We start from the raw sequence: 15,549 nt of genomic DNA on the forward strand, positions 1-15,549 counted from the left end.
CGCGCCTGCGCCGCACTGGTTGTCGGGATCCGTATCCGATATGGGTTCCCAAAGGGGTGCGGATCCCGCAACATCGGATCAGTGGGCGGCGGTCAGGTCGTACAGGGTGATGCCGTCGACTTCGGTCGCGGTGAAATTCTCTTCCACCCACTTGCTGATCTCGCTGCTGGTGCCGGAGCGGCCGAAACCGAAACCGCCACCCTCGCCGCCGCGATTGCCACTGCCGATGAAGTAGTGGATCTTTCCGTCGGCGACATACTGTTCGAACTGATCCAAGGTCGGCGACGGATCGCTGCCGTTGAAGCCGCCGACCGGCATGACCGGCAGTTCGGTGGCCAGCTGGAATCCGGCGGCACTGTTGGAGCCGGTGGCGGCGGCGACCCAGGTGTAGTCGGAGCCGTTGCTTTCCAGCAGTGCGATGACCTTCTCGCTCGGTCTGCTCGCGCCGAGCAGACCGCCGGCGGGGCCGCCCATCATCGGATTGCCCGCGGCCTCGTTGCTGCCTTGCAGGTTGGTTTCGCTACCCTGAGCGCCATTCGTATTGCGGCCGTCAGTGTTTCGTCCACCGGGCATCCCGCCGCCGGGACCACCGGGACCACCGAAGCCGCCTGGGCCACCGAAGCCGCCCTCGCCGCCGGGGCGATGCCCGAACATCCCGAACATCCCGACATTCGGTCCCGCCGACGGGATCCCGCCCTCGTGTCCGGTCGAAATGGTCTGGGCGGAATACGCGACGGGACCGGCGAATCCGGTGAATGCGGCGGCCAACGCCGCGACCAGCGCCACCTTCCGCGGTGCGGGCAGCAGCACCGCGATGGTCGCGAGCACACCGACCACCAGCACCGCCCAGCGCAACCACGGCACGAAGGTCGAGCTGCGCGACAACAACATCCACGACGTCGCGGTGGTCAGGCCGACCGCGAGTCCCGCGAACAACCGAACCCACAGCCGGTGCCGATCCCGCCACAGCTGAACCGCGCCGATACCGACCAATGCGGCGACCGCCGGTGCCAGCGCCACCGTGTAGTACTGGTGGAAGATGCCCGCCATGAAGCTGAACGTCAGCCCGGTCACCAGCAGCCAGCCGCCCCACAGGATCAGCGCCGCGCGTCGTCCATCGGTGCGAGCAGCCTTGCCACACAACAGAATTCCCGCTATGAGCGCGACCAGTGCGGCGGGGATGAGCCAGGCGATCTGACCGCCCTGCGCCGGTTCGAACATCCGGGTGATGCCGGTGCTGCCCCACATGCCACCGCCACCGCCGCCACCGCGCGGCATATCGCCGCCGCCGGGGGTGACGCTGCCGTGTTCATTGCCGTTCAAGCGACCGAGACCGTTGTAGCCGAGAGTGAGCTCGACGATCGAATTGTTTTGCGACCCACCGATCCACGGTCGCGAAGAGGCCGGCCACAGTTCGACCGCGAGCAGCCACCAGCCGGCCGCGACGATCATCGACAAGCCCGCCGCGAGCAGCTGCAGGATCCGCTTGCCGAGTTTGGGCGGACCGGCGAACAGATAGGTCAGCGCCAGTGTCGGCACCACCAGCAGCACCTGCAATTGCTTGGTGAGGAATCCGAATCCGATGAAGACACCGGTGAGTACCAGCCAGCGGGTGCGTCCGTCCTCGACCGCCCTGGTCATTGCCCAGGCCGCCGCGATCATCAGGAATACCAGCAGCGCATCCGGGTTGTTGAACCGGAACATCAGCGCGGCGACGGGTGTCACCGCGAGCGCCAGTCCGGCGATGAGTCCGGCCGCCGGGCCGAATGGTCTGCGCACCGTCGCCCACACCAGTGCCACCGAGGCGACGCCGAGCAGGACTTCCGGAACCAGGATGCTCCAGGAATTCAGTCCGAATGCCCGCACCGACAGTTCCATCAACCACAGCGAGGCCGGTGGTTTGTCGACGGTGATCGAGTTCGCCGCATCCGAGGAGCCGAAGAAGAAGGCTTTCCAGGACTCCGAACCCGCCTGTACCGCGGCGGAATAGAAGGAATTCGCCCACCCGCTGGCACTGAGGTTGCACAGGTAGCCGATTCCGGTGCCGAGCAGCAGTACCGCCAATGCCGGGTATTCCCAGCCGATCTCGCGCTTGGGGCGCGATTGCGGCGGTACCGCTGTCGACGGTTGTGTCAGCGTAGCCGTCACAGCTGTCCGCCCTCGGTGACCAGTGGCGTGCGGGTGGCCGTCGGGTTACGGAAGACCCAGCGCAGGCCGACGAATCGGATCAGCGTGGCAATGAGATTGGCGACCACGAGTACGAACAATTCCAGATGAACGGCGGCGTCGGGTGCCCACCGGTGCAAGGCGAACAACGATCCGCTGGTGACCAATAGGCCGAAGCCGAAGATCAGTAGACCTTGGAATTGATGCGACACAACGCCATTCGATCCGCGCACCCCGAAGGTGAAGGCGCGGTTGGCGGCGGTATTGCCGACCGCGGTGATCAGCAGCGCGACGAAGTTCGCGACCTGCGCGCCGGTCATGGGCTGCAACACCAGGTACAGCAGCATATAGGCGAGCGTGGAGATGACGCCGACTATCGCGAACCGCACCACCTGTCCGACCATCCCCAGCGGCACACCGGGTACCAGTGGTTCACGGCCGACCGAGCGGCGCAGCTCGTCCAATGGCAGCGCGCCGGTGGTCAGTCCGCGCAGCAGCCGCCACACGCCGAGCAGATCCTTGCGCGCGGTGTCGATGATGTCGACCCGGCTGTCCGGATCGTCGATCCAGTCGACCGGCACCTCGTGGATGCGCAACCCGGCCCGCTCGGCGAGCACCAGAAGCTCGGTGTCGAAGAACCATTCACCATCCTCCACCAGCGGCAGCAGTCGCCGCGCCACATCGGTGCGCATCGCCTTGAAACCGCACTGTGCATCCGAAAAGCGCGCCTGCAGTGAGGCCTTCAGGATCAAGTTGTAGCAGCGCGAGATGATTTCGCGCTTGGGTCCGCGCACGACTCGCGATGCCGCGTCGAGCCGGGTGCCGATGGCCAGATCGGAGTGGCCCGAGATCAGCGGCGCGACCAGGGGCAGCAGCGCATTGAGGTCGGTGGACAGATCCACGTCCATGTAGGCGACGACTTGGGCGTCGGAGTGCTCCCACACCGCGCGCAGTGCGCGGCCGCGGCCCTTGGCGTCGAGGTGCACGACCCGCACGCCATCGAGTTCATCGGCGAGCAGCTGCGCGACCTGCATGGTGTCATCGGTGCTCGCATTGTCGGCTACGGTGATCCGCGCCGGGAACGGGAACCCGTCGCGCAAGTAGGCGTGCAGCCGCCGGACGCAGACACCCAGGTCGGCCTCTTCGTTGTAGACGGGGATCACGACGTCCAGCACGGGCGTGATCACCGTTTCGGTCATTTCCGCCCGGTGCGCGGCGGTCGTCGATTCGGTCATGGTGACTACCCTCGCGAACCGCGCTGGACCCCAGCTGGGCCCTACCTGTGAAGTTCCTGGGGACCGTGCCTACCGCACCCGCCGAATCCGCAACACGGTATCGGTACGCAGCCCCACCTGCCCCTCCGGCCACGTGACTTCCCGTTCGACCGCATCCTTGGTCTCCACGTTCCAGTCCGGTCCGAGAGCCAGCCCGTCGAGTACCTCGTCCATGGTCGGAAAGTGCACGTCATGGCGATCCTCGACAAACGACGGCCACCCCGCATGTCCCGCAATCAACAAAACCCCGCCGATGCCCACCGCCTCGGCGGCCCGCCGCAGAACCTTCGTCCGCTCCTGCTCCTGCGCCACCGGCGAATGAAAGAACTGCGCCGAAACCAGATCGAACTCTCCGTCCGGAAATGATTGCGCCAGATCATGTTCCGCGAACGTGATGCGCTCCCCGACGCCGGCCTCGTCGGCATGCACAGCCGCACGCCGCAGCGCTGTCGGGGACACATCGACCGCGGTAACGTGCCACCCACGCCCCGCGAGCCAAACAGCGTCCGCACCCTCACCACATCCGAGGTCCAATGCGGTCCCCGGCTCGAGCTCCACGGCCTCCCGCACCAACAATGGATTGGGATTCCCGGTCCACACCTGATCCCGATCCTGATAGAACCCCTCCCAGAACTCCTGGGTATTGCCAGAAGCGGTGCTCTCGGTCATGCGTCGCTCTCCCATCGAAGTCGCTTATCTCGGTCCATCGACCCTGCTCGCATGATGTAGGCAGGGGCCGCGCCGGCGCCAACTTTCTTGCCGTTTCGGCAACTGGGTCTACCGACGTCGGGTGCAGGTATTGGTACGGTCGGATTTGTGATGCGCAGTGGGCGGGGAGTGGATGCGGGGACGCCCAGGCGGGTCGATGCTCGGACCGAGCGGTGGCGGGAGCATCGGGTGAAGGTTCGGGCGGAGTTTGTCGATGCGGCGTTTCGCGCGCTGGACAAGTTCGGGCCCGAGGTGAGTATGGGCGATATCGCGAAGGAGGCCGGGGCGGCCAAGCCCAAACTTTATCGGCACTTCGAGGATAAGACCGACCTGTACAACGCGATTGTCGACCGGATTCGCGACATGCTATGGGAGCGAATCGTTTCCAGCGCTGATCTGACGAATGATTCTGCGCGGGAGTTGATTCGGCGGGGCGCAGCCGAATATGTGCTCGTGGTATCCGAGCATCCCAATGTTTTCCGGTTCATGCTGCACAGCCACTTCACGCGGCGGGCCGATGAATCCGAGCGGGCGCTGCAGTCGGCTCGGCAATCGGCCAAGCGGGCCGCGGATCTGTTCACCGGACTGCTCGCCGACAAATCCGTCGAGGTGTCCAGCGTCGAACTCGTCAACTATTCGGTATTCGGTGCGGTGGCCTCGGCCACCGACTGGTGGTTGGGCGCGAACCGGCTACAGGCACACACCATGCCGATCGAGAAGTTCGTCGCCTACCTGGCCGAGATCATCTCCGCACTGGCCGAGGCCAATGCGCGACTGAACGGCATCCGCATGGACGCGGACCAACCGCTGCACCTCGCGTTCTCCAGCGACTGACTTGTACCCACCGGTGGCACCGACCGCGAGCGCGCCATTAGCGGTCGGCTCCCGCATCCACTTCGAACCCCATCGTTCTCGTCGACCGCATCATCGAGGCCAACGGTGTCTGCGATGCCCACAGTATGACCCCACCCACCGACAGGTTTCGGCACCGTTGCGGCACTGGTCATATCCCGGACGGCCGTAGCCGTATCCGCCATTGCTATAGCCGGTGTCGCCATACCCGCGGTGGTACCGACGGAGAGCTTCGGCGGCGGTAGCTGGATCAGGTATCAGGAGTGCGCGAGCCGCCACAGCGGAGAAACGGGGCCGTGACCTGCGCCGAGGTCGTAGGAGGCGGCCAGGCAGCGGTAGGTCCAGTCCTTGGCGAATTCGACGGCATCCGGGACCGAGTAACCATTGGCGAGTGCGCATGCGATGGCCGCGGCCAAGGTGTCGCCGCCGCCGTGGTCGTTGCCGGTGGTGATTCGCGGCGCGGTGAACTCGAGAAAGCGATCGCCATCGAAGAGCAGGTCGGTGCTCACCGCCGAGGATCGCAGATGACCGCCCTTGACGATGGCCCATTGCGCTCCGAGCTTGTGCAGCGCCTCCGCCGCGCGCCGCGCCGAGGCGTCATCGATGACCTCGATCCCGGTGATCAGCCGCACCTCGTCGAGATTCGGCGTCACCACCGTGGCCAGCGGAATCAGCGTGTGCCGCACGGCGTCCAGGGCCTCCTCGTGCAGCAGCGGATCGCCGTGCATGGATGCCGCGACCGGATCGACCACCAGCGGCGTCCGACCCCGTCCGATCCCGACTTCCTGACAAACCGCCGCGACCGACTCGATGATCGCGGTCGAGGCCAGCATTCCGGTCTTGGCCGCCCCGACCCCGATATCCCCGACGACCGCGCGCACCTGATCGGCCACGACCTGCGGCGGAATCTCGTGAAACCCGCTCACCCCGACCGAGTTCTGCACCGTCACGGCGGCCACCGCCACGCACGCGTGCACCCCGCACAGGGCCATGGTCCGCGAATCGGCCTGAATACCCGCGCCGCCGCCGGAGTCGGTCCCGGCGATAGTGAGGACGCGAACCGGGGTCTGCCCGTCGGGCACGAGCGGCAGGAATTTCACATCCCAGACCCTACTCAGCGGCCGGACAGTACTCGACCGGATGGCTCGGAGCGTGACACCCACTCACGCGTTAAATGAAAACCATTATCATTAAAGCGTGACCACTTCATCGACTCCTGACCTGCTGCCCGTCACCGTGCTCTCCGGCTTCCTCGGCGCGGGCAAGACGACCCTGCTCAACCACATTCTGGCCAATCGCGACGGTCGCCGCGTCGCGGTCATCGTCAACGACATGAGCGAGGTCAATATCGATGCCGCACTCGTCGCCGGGCAGGGGCAAGTGAAGCGCGCCCCGAATTCAACACAGCGGCCGTGGCCGGCGAGCGCAGCGAGCGACGGGCACCTGGACCGCACCGAGGAGAAGCTGGTCGAACTGACCAATGGCTGCATCTGCTGCACGCTGCGCGAGGATCTGATCGAGGCGGTCGGCAGGCTCGCCCGCGCGGGCCGCTTCGATCAGCTGGTCATCGAATGCACCGGCATCGCCGAGCCGATGCCGGTCGCCGCGACCTTCGACTGGGAATTCGAGGACGGCTTCAAACTCGGCGATATCGCCCGCCTGGACACCATGGTCACCGTGGTGGACGCCGCCACCTTCCTTGCCGAAATCGCCCGCGGGCAGGCCCTCGCCGAGCGCAATCTCGAAGCGGGCGAAGGCGATACGCGCACCATCGCCGACTTGCTCGTCGATCAGGTCGAATTCGCCGATGTCCTGCTGATCAACAAGACCGACCTGGTCAGCGCCGATGCCGCCGGAACCGTGGAAGCCACTGTGCGACGGCTCAATCCACGCGCCCATGTGCTGCGCACCGAGAAGGGAGCGGTAGATCTCGCGGAGGTGCTCGCGACCGGCCGCTACAACCCGGTGGTGGCCGCCGAATCCGATGGCTGGGCCGAGGAACTGGCGGGCGGCCACACCCCGGAAACCGAGGAATACGGCATCCGCAGCCTCACCTACACCGCCGACCGCCCCTTCCACCCCGACCGCCTCGCCGATGCCCTCACCCGACTCCGAGGCATGTTGCGCAGCAAGGGTTTCTGCTGGCTGGCCAGCCGCCCCGACCTCGCCGCAATCTGGTCCCAAGCCGGTCCCAACCTCACCTTCGAACCTGCCGCCTGGTGGTCCGCCCTGGAGGTCCCAGCCGGCCAAGAAATCGTTTTCATCGGCATCGAACTCGACACCGCCCACATTCGCGCCCTCCTCGACGCCGCCCTCCTCACCGACGACGAACTCAGCGCAGGCCCCACCGCCTGGATCACCTACCCCGACCCCTTCCCCACCTGGGGCACTCTCCACCAGCACTGACCTGGACAACCGATCACCATGCATCCACGCAGGCAACCGTCGAGAGCGCCCCTCCACCACCGAATTCTCGGCCACTAGTTGGAGATGCCGGGGGCCCGGTGGGTGTAGGTGGGGTCGGTGAGTTGGGTGAGCATGAAGGCGGCGATGTCGGCGCGGGCGATTTTGAGGGAGAGGCCCTTGGCGTCGGCGGGGAAGCCCTGGCGGAAGGCGTCGGTGCGGGGGCCGTCGGTGAAGGCGCTCGGGCGGACGATGGTCCAGTCGAGGTTGCTGGCGCGGACGTATTCTTCCTGCTTGACGTGGTCGGCGTAGGCCTCGCGCAGCAGCATCCCGAACATCACGTACTTCCAGAGGAAGTTCAGGTTGCCGCGGCTGTCGCCGACGCCCAGGGTGGTCTGGCAGATCAGGCGTTCGACGCCGGTCCGGTTCATCGCCTCGAGCACCGCGCGGGTGCCCTCGGCCCGGATGACGCCCTTGCGGCCCGCACCCAGCGAGATCAGCACCGCGTCCTGTCCGGCAACGGCCCGCTCGACCGAATTCGTGTCGAGCACATCGCCCTCGACGACGTGCAGCCGCTCGTGCCGCTGCCCGACACTCGCCGCGTTGCGGGTGAAGGCGGTGACCTCGTGCCCCTGCTCGAGCGCCTGCTCGACGACCAGCCGACCGACGGTGCTGGTGGCTCCGAATACTGCGATACGCATGATGTTCTCCTGTGTCGAATTCGCGGTGCTCCCGGGCCCTACGTGGTTACGCAGGCTGTCGCCTCCGGGCCTGACGCTCGCACCGCGGGTGTTGAAAGCTGTTGAGCTGTTGGTGAATCCAGTACATCAACGGAGAACGAGACGAACCATGGCCGTGCGTCTCGAAGACATACGAGAGGGTCTCTGCTGGGAAACGCGCAACGGCCCGCACCCGGAAAACGGAGGCGGGCCGTTGCGCTGTGTGCGCTCAGCCGAGATCGGCGAAGAACTGCCGGATATCGGCGACGATCACCTGCGGTGCCTCATGCGCGGCGTAGTGTCCGGCCGCATCGTTCGGGCCGCCTTGGACGGAGCCGACGTCATAGGAATTCCAGCTGACGATGTTGCTGTGATCGCGCTCGGCGAACCGGCGAATCGACTGGAAATCACCCTTGAACATCGCCAATCCGGTCGGCACTGTGGTCGGTCCGCTCGGCTGCTGCGCGGTGTGCGCATTCTCGTAGTAAAACCGCAGCGACGACCCGGCCGTTCCGGTCAGCCAGTAGATGGCCACATTTCCGATCACGAACTCCTCGTCGAGGCTCTCGCCGAACAGTTGGGCATTCCAGCCGAGCAATCCGATGGGCGAATCGGCCAGCGCGAACGCCAGCGTCTGCGGCTGCTGGCTGTGCAAGGCGTTGAAGGCCATCTTGTTCTCGTGGAACCACTGCAGGTGCTGCAGCGCCGCCATATCCTCCTCGGACAGCCCCTCGAACTCCGATGGATCACCGGACGGGAACGAAAACAGCTGCGTCACATGCACTCCGACGACGTGATCGGAATCCAGCCGTCCGATCTCCGGTGAGACCATCGAGCCACCGTCGTTGCCGATGGCGCCGTAGCGCGCGTAGCCCAGTCGGCCCATCAGCTCCGCCCAGGCGGCGGCAGTGCGGACGGTGCCCCATCCGGTGCTGCGGGTCGGCCCGGAGAATCCGAATCCCGGCAGCGACGGGATGACCAGGTGGAAGGCGGGCTCATCGGCCGATTCCGGCTCGGTCAGCGGCGCGATGACATCGAGGTATTCGAGCACCGAACCCGGCCAGCCGTGGGTCAGGACCACCGGCAGCGCATCCGGCCGGGAGGACCTGATGTGCATGAAGTGAATATCTTCGCCGTCGATCTCGGTGGTGAACTGCGGGTAGGAGTTCAGCTTCGCCTCCAGCGCACGCCAGTCGAAGCGTTCCAGCCAGTACTCGGCGAGATCGCGCACCCGCTCGTTCGGTACGCCGTAGGCGTCGCCGACGCCGGGCAATTCGTTCGGGTAGAGGGCTCGGGACAGCCGGTCGGCGAGGTCGTCGAGCTTTGCCTGCGGGACGTCGATGCGGAAGGGGGTGATGGCGGTCATCTCTACTCCTTGTGAAACGGAATGCTTCGTTCTGTTTGAACCGTATCAGAACGGATTGTTCCGTTTCAAGTGGTAATCTGAACTCATGCCGAAGACATCCGATGCCCCAGCTCAGAAGGGTCTGCCCGGCCGCAAGGCGCAGGCCGCCCGCAACGACGGGCTCATCCTCGAGGCCGCCCGCGCGGTCTTCCTCGCCGACGCCAATGCCCCCATCGCCGCCGTCGCCGAGCGTGCCGGGGTGGGCATCAGCGCCCTCTACCGCCGCTACCCGAGCAAGGAGGTGCTGTTGCGCACCCTCTGCCACGATGGCCTGCGCCGCTACAACGCCGAAGCCGATGCCGCACTGGAGGATTCGGACGGCTGGCACGGTCTGGTGGGATTCCTGGAACGGGTGGTCGACGCGGATGTGCACTCGTTGACCGTGCACTTGGCGGGCACCTTCGCCCCGGACGAGTCGATGCTCCCGGACGTCATGCATTCGGGTGAGGTCACCGAGGAATTGGTCCGGCGGGCGCACGCCTCCGGTCGGCTGCGCGCGGATGCCAATGCCAACGACCTCGGTCTCGTCCTGGAATCGTGTGCGGCCATCGCCATGCCGGACCAGGCCCGAACCGCTGAACTGCGCAGACGCGTGCTCGCCATGCTGATCGCGGGGCTCTCGGGAAAAGGTGAACTGCCCGGTCCGCCGCCGGAGGCGGGTGAATTCGCGTGGCGGTGGGAACCGCGCAGTCAGCGATGATTTCGGCTGCGACGCGACGTCTGCACTTTCAGGCATGCCCATGTCCACAGCAGCGAAGGGACTCGCCATGAACTGGACACTCGAGGTCGTGATCGTGCCGGTGTCGGATATCGACCGGGCCAAGGACTTCTATTCGAACAAGGTGGGATTCGACCTCGACTTCGACACCGAGATCGGCGATCAGATCCGCCTCGTCCAACTGACCCCGCCCGGCTCCGGCTGTTCCATCGTGATCGGCAGGGGTGGCGTCCCCAAGATGGAGCCGGGTTCCATACAGGGTCTGCAACTCGTCGTCCCCGATATCCACAAGGCCCACGCCGAACTGGTCGAGCGCGGCGTCGAGGTCAGCGAAGTCCAGGTGATCGGCACCAATCCCCGGCAGGTGCCCGACCCGCTCGACAATGTCGGCTTCTGCTTCTTCTCCGATCCGGACGGCAATGGCTGGGCGGTCCAGCAGATTTCGACACGCCCCTAGCTCGTTCTGGTGGTCCCGTGATCTCGTGACCGCGGCATCAGAGGTGCCTGTCGCCGGTGGATGTCCAGGGTGCACCGGGCCGTGCGAGGGGTTGGATCGCGCGGCCGTCGACCCATGCGGTCCAGCCGTTATTGCAGGCGATATGTGCCCAGTCCCCGGCGCGGCCGAGGATCTGGAGTTCGACGCCGGGATCGATGCTGGTGATGGGGCCGAGGCTCGGATCGGGCGCGGCCCATGCATCCAATCCGCCCTGGGGCACCAGGTGGGTCGGGTACCAGAGGGCAGCAAGGGGTTCGATGGCGCGGCCGTCGACCCATGCGGTCCAGCCGTTATTGCAGACGATATGCACCCAGTCGCCGGAGTGCTCGAGGATCTGGAGTTCGACGCGCGGGTCGATGCGGGCGACGGGCGGCCGGGTCGAGTCGGGAGTGGCCCATGCGGGCATGCCGTTGGCGGGCACCTGGTGGGTGGGATGAAATGCCGGAGTGCTGCCGCGCTCGACCGCCGGCACCACCTCCGTGGGCACGGCAGACGCGTCGAATGCCGGTATGCCACCGGCGAACGGCTTGACCACGGCGGGATCCAGCACATCGCGCACCAGCCTGAGCGCGACTTCGGTTGTGGTCTCGAACAATTCGGCACGCGGATTGCGCGCCGCAAGCTCGCGCCAGCATGCGAACCGGGTCGAGAACGTCGAACGGAACACCGTGAAATGGGCGAGTGCGTCCTGTTTCGTTGCCGCACCGGTCATTACGGCAATGCTCCCGGTCGTCACCAGCTGGCCGAAGGACCGCGCCACTGCGGTCCCGGCATCGGTGAATCGATAGCTACCGAGCGCCTCCAGTCGGACCAGGCCCAGCAACGCCAGCCGCGCCAGTCCCTCCGTCATCCGACCGGCCGCCGCCGCGAGCGATACCGGTGCGGCCCCCTGGGCGGCGGACAGGGCCCAACGGGTATCGCCGACGGCCAGCCCCCTGGCGAGTTGCTCCTCCAGCTCGAGCGCCCTCAGCTCGAGCGGTCCGGGCGCGCCGTTTCGACGCAGGACCGCGGCCAGGCGGGCCTCTTGTGCCGCGTCGGCGGCGGCGAGCAGCGCGGCGAACGCGATGAGATCGATGTCGATCGGGGGCGATGCGGATCCGGGGCCATAGGAAGTGAGATCGAGCAGTTCGTCCACCAGCACGGTGGCCTGGGTGAGTGTGGGCACGACGGCGAAATCGAAGCCGTCCTCGCCGGTTCCGGCCTGCATGACGAAGGTGTCGTCTTCGTCGCCGCGCAGCAGCAGCGCCGCAATCCAGTTGTCCTGCCCGACGCGGTTGGCGGTGACGGCGGTGGTGTCGGCGGGATCGGCGGCGATCCGCAGTGCTCTTGTCGCCGGTCCGGCGAGCCGGTCGTCCGCTTCGAGCAGTCCGGTGTCCCGCAGCGCCGCCGCCGGGTCGTGCGGCGGGGTCTTCGCTGGCAGCGTGGACCGCGGCCCCGGCTTCAGATCAGCGATGGACAAGGCCGCGGCGAGTTGGTCCGGGGTCAGCCGGAACCGCGTCGGATTCGACATCGTCGACTCTTCCCCAGGTGTGGGCAGTCGCGCACATCCGTCCGTGGCCGCAATGCTCGGTCGCCCGGGGCGATCCAGGCCAGCAGTGGCGCGGCTGGAAGCAGCCGGAATTGGGCACAAAACCCCGCAAGACCCGGACCGGAAACCATTGCGCGAGTGGTATCGGTCGCTGGGCCCGGTGTCCGCGGTGCACGGCTTGCTGCCGGGTGTCCAGTCATCAGAGTTCTTCGGTCGACCGAATCACATCATGGTTTCACATGCGGCGATTGCTCAGCAACAGGCCGCCCGTGGTCTCGACCCCGCGAAGTTCGGACCGTATTGTCCGCGCTTTCAGCTTCGATCCGGTCTGCCGCGCAACCCGATCAGACGGCGCGCACCAGGTGCCCGGAGTGGGGCCGCGATCTTCGACCGCGCAGGTGAAGCCGAGCTAGCGCGGGAAGCTAGCGCGGGCCGAGGAACAGGGTTTGGGTGCTGCGGCCGAGCGGGCCCTTCTCGTCGAAGAGCGCGGACTCGGCCAGGCCGATGCCGTGCGGTTGCGGATAGGTCGCGGCGTCCAGGCAGACCCATTCGCCGGCCGGCTGTCGGTGCAGGGTGACCGTGAGATCGGTATTGATGAACAGGTATCGGTTCCAATCCAGCACCCGGCTGACACCGTTGCCCGAATCCGCCGCGGCGAGTGTGCGTTCCAGCGGACTCGGCGTGGTACCGGCGACGATCGGATATTTCAGCCGGATCCAGCAGATCGCCGGGCCGGGATCGGCGAACGATCCGGACACGAAGCGGTAGTCGATGCCGGTGTGGAAACCGACGGGCTGGGTCGACGGAAAGTGGGATGACACCGCCTGATCCGGTCCGGGCCGGGCACCGGTCGGCAGGAACTGTTCGGGCAGTTCGAGCTCCGGCTCGGCGAGTTTGAATCGCCAGGCATTCGCCCGCATGACCGGTCCGCGATCGGTGGACAGGGTCGCTTCGATCAGTTCCACACTGCGTCCGGGGCGGGCAACCCGCGTCTCCACCGTCAGCGGCTCCAGGGGAACCGGGCCGAGGATTTCCACCGCGACCCGCCCGACCTGGAATCCGGCCCGCGGCTCACAGCGTTCGATCGCGTGCCCGAGCAGCGCAGAGGGCGGTCCGGCGTGCTGAGCGTCGGGTGACCACGGCCCGCGGGTCAGTTCGGTCGAGACGAACCGATTCGGGTTCGCCGGATCTGGGGTGTAGAAGGCGTCGGCCACGTCGTTGTCCCGTTCCGCTGGGTTGTTCGTACGGTTAACGATTCTGCTACGACGCTACTCGCGGCAACGAGCCGCCATCGCTACGCCCGGCCGAAGGCGAGGGCGACATTGTGGCCGCCGAAGCCGAAGGAGTTGTTGAGTGCGAAGTCGATGCGCTGCTCGCGGGGCGTGCCCGCCACGATATCGAGATCGATCTCCAGGTCCCGATTGTCGAGATTCAATGTGGGCGGGACTATTTGGTCGCGCAGCGTCAGCATGGTGAGGATGGATTCGAGCGCACCGACCGCGCCGATCGAATGGCCGAGTGCGGATTTGGGTGCGTAGACCGATGCCTCCGGCGTCACCGCGGTGATGGCATTGGCTTCCGACGCATCGCCGATCGATGTCGAGGTGGCGTGCGCATTGACGTGCTGAATATCCGAAACCTGCAGTCCGGCAGTGCATATCGCCTTGCGCATAGCGCGTGCGGCACCGATGCCCTCCGGCTCCGATGCGACGATGTGATAGGCGTCCGAGGTGATCCCCGCGCCCAACACCCGGCCGTGAATCTGCGCACCGCGCGCCCGCGCATGCCGCTCGGACTCCAGCACCAGCAGTGCCCCCGCCTCGCCGAAGACGAACCCGTCGCGATCCCGGTCGAATGGCCGCGATGCCCGCTCCGGTTCGTCATTGCGCGTGCTCATCGCCCGCATCATCGCGAAACTCGCGATCGGCACCGCATCGATATGCCCTTCGACGCCACCGGCCACCACCACATCCGCCTCGCCGGTGGTGATCAGTCGCCAGGCATGAGCGATCGCCTCCGAGCCGGAGGAGCAGGCCGATACCGGCGCGAAAACCCCTGCCTTGGCACCGATTTCGAGTCCGACCGTCGCGGCCGGACCATTCGGCATAACCATCGGCACCGACATCGGCGACACCTTCCGGTAGCCGCCATCGCGCATCGAATCGACGGCATTGATCAGCGCATCACCGCCGCCGAGCCCGGTGCCGATGACAACCGCGAGCCGCTCACCCTCGACCTCGGGTGCGCCCGCATTGCGCCAGACCTTGCGGCCCAGCACCAGGGCCATCTGTTCGACGTAGGAGTGGCGCCGCTGCTCGACGCGGGTGAGCTGATCGCCCGGTCGTGACTTCAACTTGCCGCCGATGCGGACCGGCAGATCGTATTCGGCCACGAAATCGTCGGCGAGCATGCCGATACCGCTGTGCCCGGCGAGCAGTCCGGACCAGGTTGCGTCGATGTCATCGGCGATCGAAGTGGTCGCGGCGACCGCGGTGACCACGACGGCCGGGCGAGTTTCTGAAGCGATTGTTACAGTCACGATGTCATGAATACCTGTACCAATCGCTACAGTCAACTCATGGCTCGCCCACTCGACCATGCGAAACGCGCCGACCTGCTGGCCGGCGTCGTCGAATACATCGCCGCCCACGGCCTCGGTGACCTGTCGCTGCGCCCGCTCGCCGCCGAACTCGGCACCAGCTCGCGCATGCTGATCCACTACTTCAACAGCAAGGAAGAACTGCTGGTACAGGCGCTGACTACGCAGCGCCCGGATATCGCCGCCGTCTTCGCGGGGGTCTCCGACGCGGCTTCGCTGCGCGAGCGGCTCGGTGAATTCTGTGCGCTCAATATCGCGGGGGAGGCCACGACGAGCGTGCGGGTGTTGCTGCAGGTGCTGGGGGCGGCGTGTGCGCCGGGTAGTCCCTATGGCGAATACGCGAATGCCGCGATCGCGACCTTCATCGGGACGCTCGCCGATGCGCTGCGTCGAATCGAATCCATCGACGATCCGGAAGCCGTTGCCACGCTGTTGGTTTCGGGGCTGCGCGGCATCATTCAGGATCGGCTGATAACCGGTGATGTGCAGCGCACCAACCGGGCGGCGCGCAGGTTGATCGACCAAACCATCCGCTAGACAACATATTTCGGTACAGCCGGTTTGGTAGACCGTATCGATGAAACCCTGGTCCCTCGGGCAAGTCGAAACCCTGTGTCGGGGCCCCCCAGCCACGGGGGGGGGCCCCCACCTGTGGGTTGGCTGGGGGGATCGTCGGCGCTC

At 66.4% G+C, this 15,549-nt stretch carries 14 protein-coding genes; 5 read left to right on the plus strand and 9 right to left on the minus strand.

The features are described from left to right. Positions 1-78: 78 nt before the first annotated feature. The 3 genes from ACIBW7_RS24655 to ACIBW7_RS24665 form a co-directional block, all read right to left on the minus strand. On the minus strand, positions 79-2,148 hold the full coding sequence (locus ACIBW7_RS24655; protein WP_397050089.1) for an ArnT family glycosyltransferase: 2,070 nt from the start codon (positions 2,146-2,148) through the stop codon (positions 79-81). Further along, positions 2,145-3,401 carry a glycosyltransferase gene (locus ACIBW7_RS24660; protein WP_397050091.1) on the minus strand — a complete coding sequence of 419 codons (1,257 nt, stop codon included), beginning with the start codon at positions 3,399-3,401 and terminating at the stop codon, positions 2,145-2,147. The genes ACIBW7_RS24655 and ACIBW7_RS24660 overlap by 4 nt, the downstream gene beginning before the upstream one ends. Before the next feature lie 69 nt (positions 3,402-3,470). After that, entirely contained in the window at positions 3,471-4,109 is a 639-nt protein-coding gene (locus ACIBW7_RS24665; RefSeq protein ID WP_397050093.1) for a class I SAM-dependent methyltransferase, read from the minus strand. Between the two features lie 228 nt (positions 4,110-4,337). On the opposite strand from ACIBW7_RS24665, the gene ACIBW7_RS24670 reads away from it, so the two are divergent. After that, positions 4,338-4,982: a TetR/AcrR family transcriptional regulator gene (locus tag ACIBW7_RS24670; protein WP_397050095.1), complete on the plus strand. Its 645-nt coding sequence runs from the start codon at positions 4,338-4,340 to the stop codon at positions 4,980-4,982. Between the two features lie 275 nt (positions 4,983-5,257). Here ACIBW7_RS24670 and thiD read toward each other — a convergent pair whose 3' ends face one another. Then, positions 5,258-6,100 carry a bifunctional hydroxymethylpyrimidine kinase/phosphomethylpyrimidine kinase gene (gene thiD, locus ACIBW7_RS24675; RefSeq protein WP_397050097.1) on the minus strand — a complete coding sequence of 281 codons (843 nt, stop codon included), beginning with the start codon at positions 6,098-6,100 and terminating at the stop codon, positions 5,258-5,260. A 97-nt stretch (positions 6,101-6,197) separates the two neighbouring features. Between thiD and ACIBW7_RS24680 the strand changes: the two genes are divergently transcribed. After that, positions 6,198-7,406 carry a GTP-binding protein gene (locus ACIBW7_RS24680; protein ID WP_397050099.1) on the plus strand — a complete coding sequence of 403 codons (1,209 nt, stop codon included), beginning with the start codon at positions 6,198-6,200 and terminating at the stop codon, positions 7,404-7,406. 74 nt (positions 7,407-7,480) lie between these two features. On the opposite strand, the gene ACIBW7_RS24685 is transcribed toward ACIBW7_RS24680, so the two are convergent. Both ACIBW7_RS24685 and ACIBW7_RS24690 read right to left on the minus strand, forming a co-directional pair. Beyond that, the gene (locus ACIBW7_RS24685; protein WP_397050101.1) at positions 7,481-8,104 is read right to left on the minus strand and encodes an NAD(P)-dependent oxidoreductase; all 624 of its coding nucleotides are present in this window, start codon (positions 8,102-8,104) and stop codon (positions 7,481-7,483) included. A 247-nt stretch (positions 8,105-8,351) separates the two neighbouring features. Further along, the gene (locus ACIBW7_RS24690; RefSeq protein ID WP_397050103.1) at positions 8,352-9,488 is read right to left on the minus strand and encodes an epoxide hydrolase family protein; all 1,137 of its coding nucleotides are present in this window, start codon (positions 9,486-9,488) and stop codon (positions 8,352-8,354) included. A gap of 85 nt (positions 9,489-9,573) precedes the next feature. Between ACIBW7_RS24690 and ACIBW7_RS24695 the strand changes: the two genes are divergently transcribed. Both ACIBW7_RS24695 and ACIBW7_RS24700 read left to right on the plus strand, forming a co-directional pair. After that, positions 9,574-10,227, plus strand: coding sequence for a TetR/AcrR family transcriptional regulator (locus ACIBW7_RS24695; RefSeq protein ID WP_397050105.1), 654 nt, complete (start codon positions 9,574-9,576; stop codon positions 10,225-10,227). Positions 10,228-10,294: 67 nt separating this feature from the next. Then, a complete protein-coding gene (locus ACIBW7_RS24700) occupies positions 10,295-10,702 on the plus strand; it encodes a VOC family protein (RefSeq protein WP_397050777.1) in 408 nt (135 codons plus the stop codon). A gap of 37 nt (positions 10,703-10,739) precedes the next feature. Here the strand turns inward: ACIBW7_RS24700 and ACIBW7_RS24705 are convergent, their stop codons facing one another. The 3 genes from ACIBW7_RS24705 to ACIBW7_RS24715 form a co-directional block, all read right to left on the minus strand. Continuing rightward, positions 10,740-12,251: an SH3 domain-containing protein gene (locus tag ACIBW7_RS24705; protein ID WP_397050107.1), complete on the minus strand. Its 1,512-nt coding sequence runs from the start codon at positions 12,249-12,251 to the stop codon at positions 10,740-10,742. 440 nt (positions 12,252-12,691) lie between these two features. Continuing rightward, a complete protein-coding gene (locus tag ACIBW7_RS24710; protein ID WP_397050109.1) occupies positions 12,692-13,483 on the minus strand; it encodes a thioesterase family protein in 792 nt (263 codons plus the stop codon). 80 nt (positions 13,484-13,563) lie between these two features. Then, complete coding sequence (locus ACIBW7_RS24715; RefSeq protein WP_397050111.1) at positions 13,564-14,808, minus strand: KasA/KasB family beta-ketoacyl-ACP synthase; 1,245 nt, start codon at positions 14,806-14,808, stop codon at positions 13,564-13,566. A 39-nt stretch (positions 14,809-14,847) separates the two neighbouring features. Between ACIBW7_RS24715 and ACIBW7_RS24720 the strand changes: the two genes are divergently transcribed. Beyond that, positions 14,848-15,405, plus strand: coding sequence for a TetR/AcrR family transcriptional regulator (locus tag ACIBW7_RS24720; protein ID WP_397050113.1), 558 nt, complete (start codon positions 14,848-14,850; stop codon positions 15,403-15,405). Positions 15,406-15,549: the final 144 nt, after the last annotated feature.

This window comes from Nocardia sp. NPDC049526 (assembly GCF_044465765.1).
Classification (GTDB): Bacteria; Actinomycetota; Actinomycetes; order Mycobacteriales; family Mycobacteriaceae; genus Nocardia.

What these genes read in the sequence shown, in the direction of transcription:
- ACIBW7_RS24695 (WP_397050105.1), top strand. Translation starts at nt 9,574, where the DNA reads ATGCCGAAGACATCCGATGCCCCAGCTCAGAAGGGTCTGCCCGGCCGC.
- ACIBW7_RS24685 (WP_397050101.1), bottom strand. Translation starts at nt 8,104, where the DNA reads ATGCGTATCGCAGTATTCGGAGCCACCAGCACCGTCGGTCGGCTGGTC.
- ACIBW7_RS24720 (WP_397050113.1), top strand. Translation starts at nt 14,848, where the DNA reads ATGGCTCGCCCACTCGACCATGCGAAACGCGCCGACCTGCTGGCCGGC.
- ACIBW7_RS24660 (WP_397050091.1), bottom strand. Translation starts at nt 3,401, where the DNA reads ATGACCGAATCGACGACCGCCGCGCACCGGGCGGAAATGACCGAAACG.
- ACIBW7_RS24705 (WP_397050107.1), bottom strand. Translation starts at nt 12,251, where the DNA reads ATGTCGAATCCGACGCGGTTCCGGCTGACCCCGGACCAACTCGCCGCG.
- ACIBW7_RS24690 (WP_397050103.1), bottom strand. Translation starts at nt 9,488, where the DNA reads ATGACCGCCATCACCCCCTTCCGCATCGACGTCCCGCAGGCAAAGCTC.
- ACIBW7_RS24665 (WP_397050093.1), bottom strand. Translation starts at nt 4,109, where the DNA reads ATGACCGAGAGCACCGCTTCTGGCAATACCCAGGAGTTCTGGGAGGGG.
- ACIBW7_RS24700 (WP_397050777.1), top strand. Translation starts at nt 10,295, where the DNA reads ATGAACTGGACACTCGAGGTCGTGATCGTGCCGGTGTCGGATATCGAC.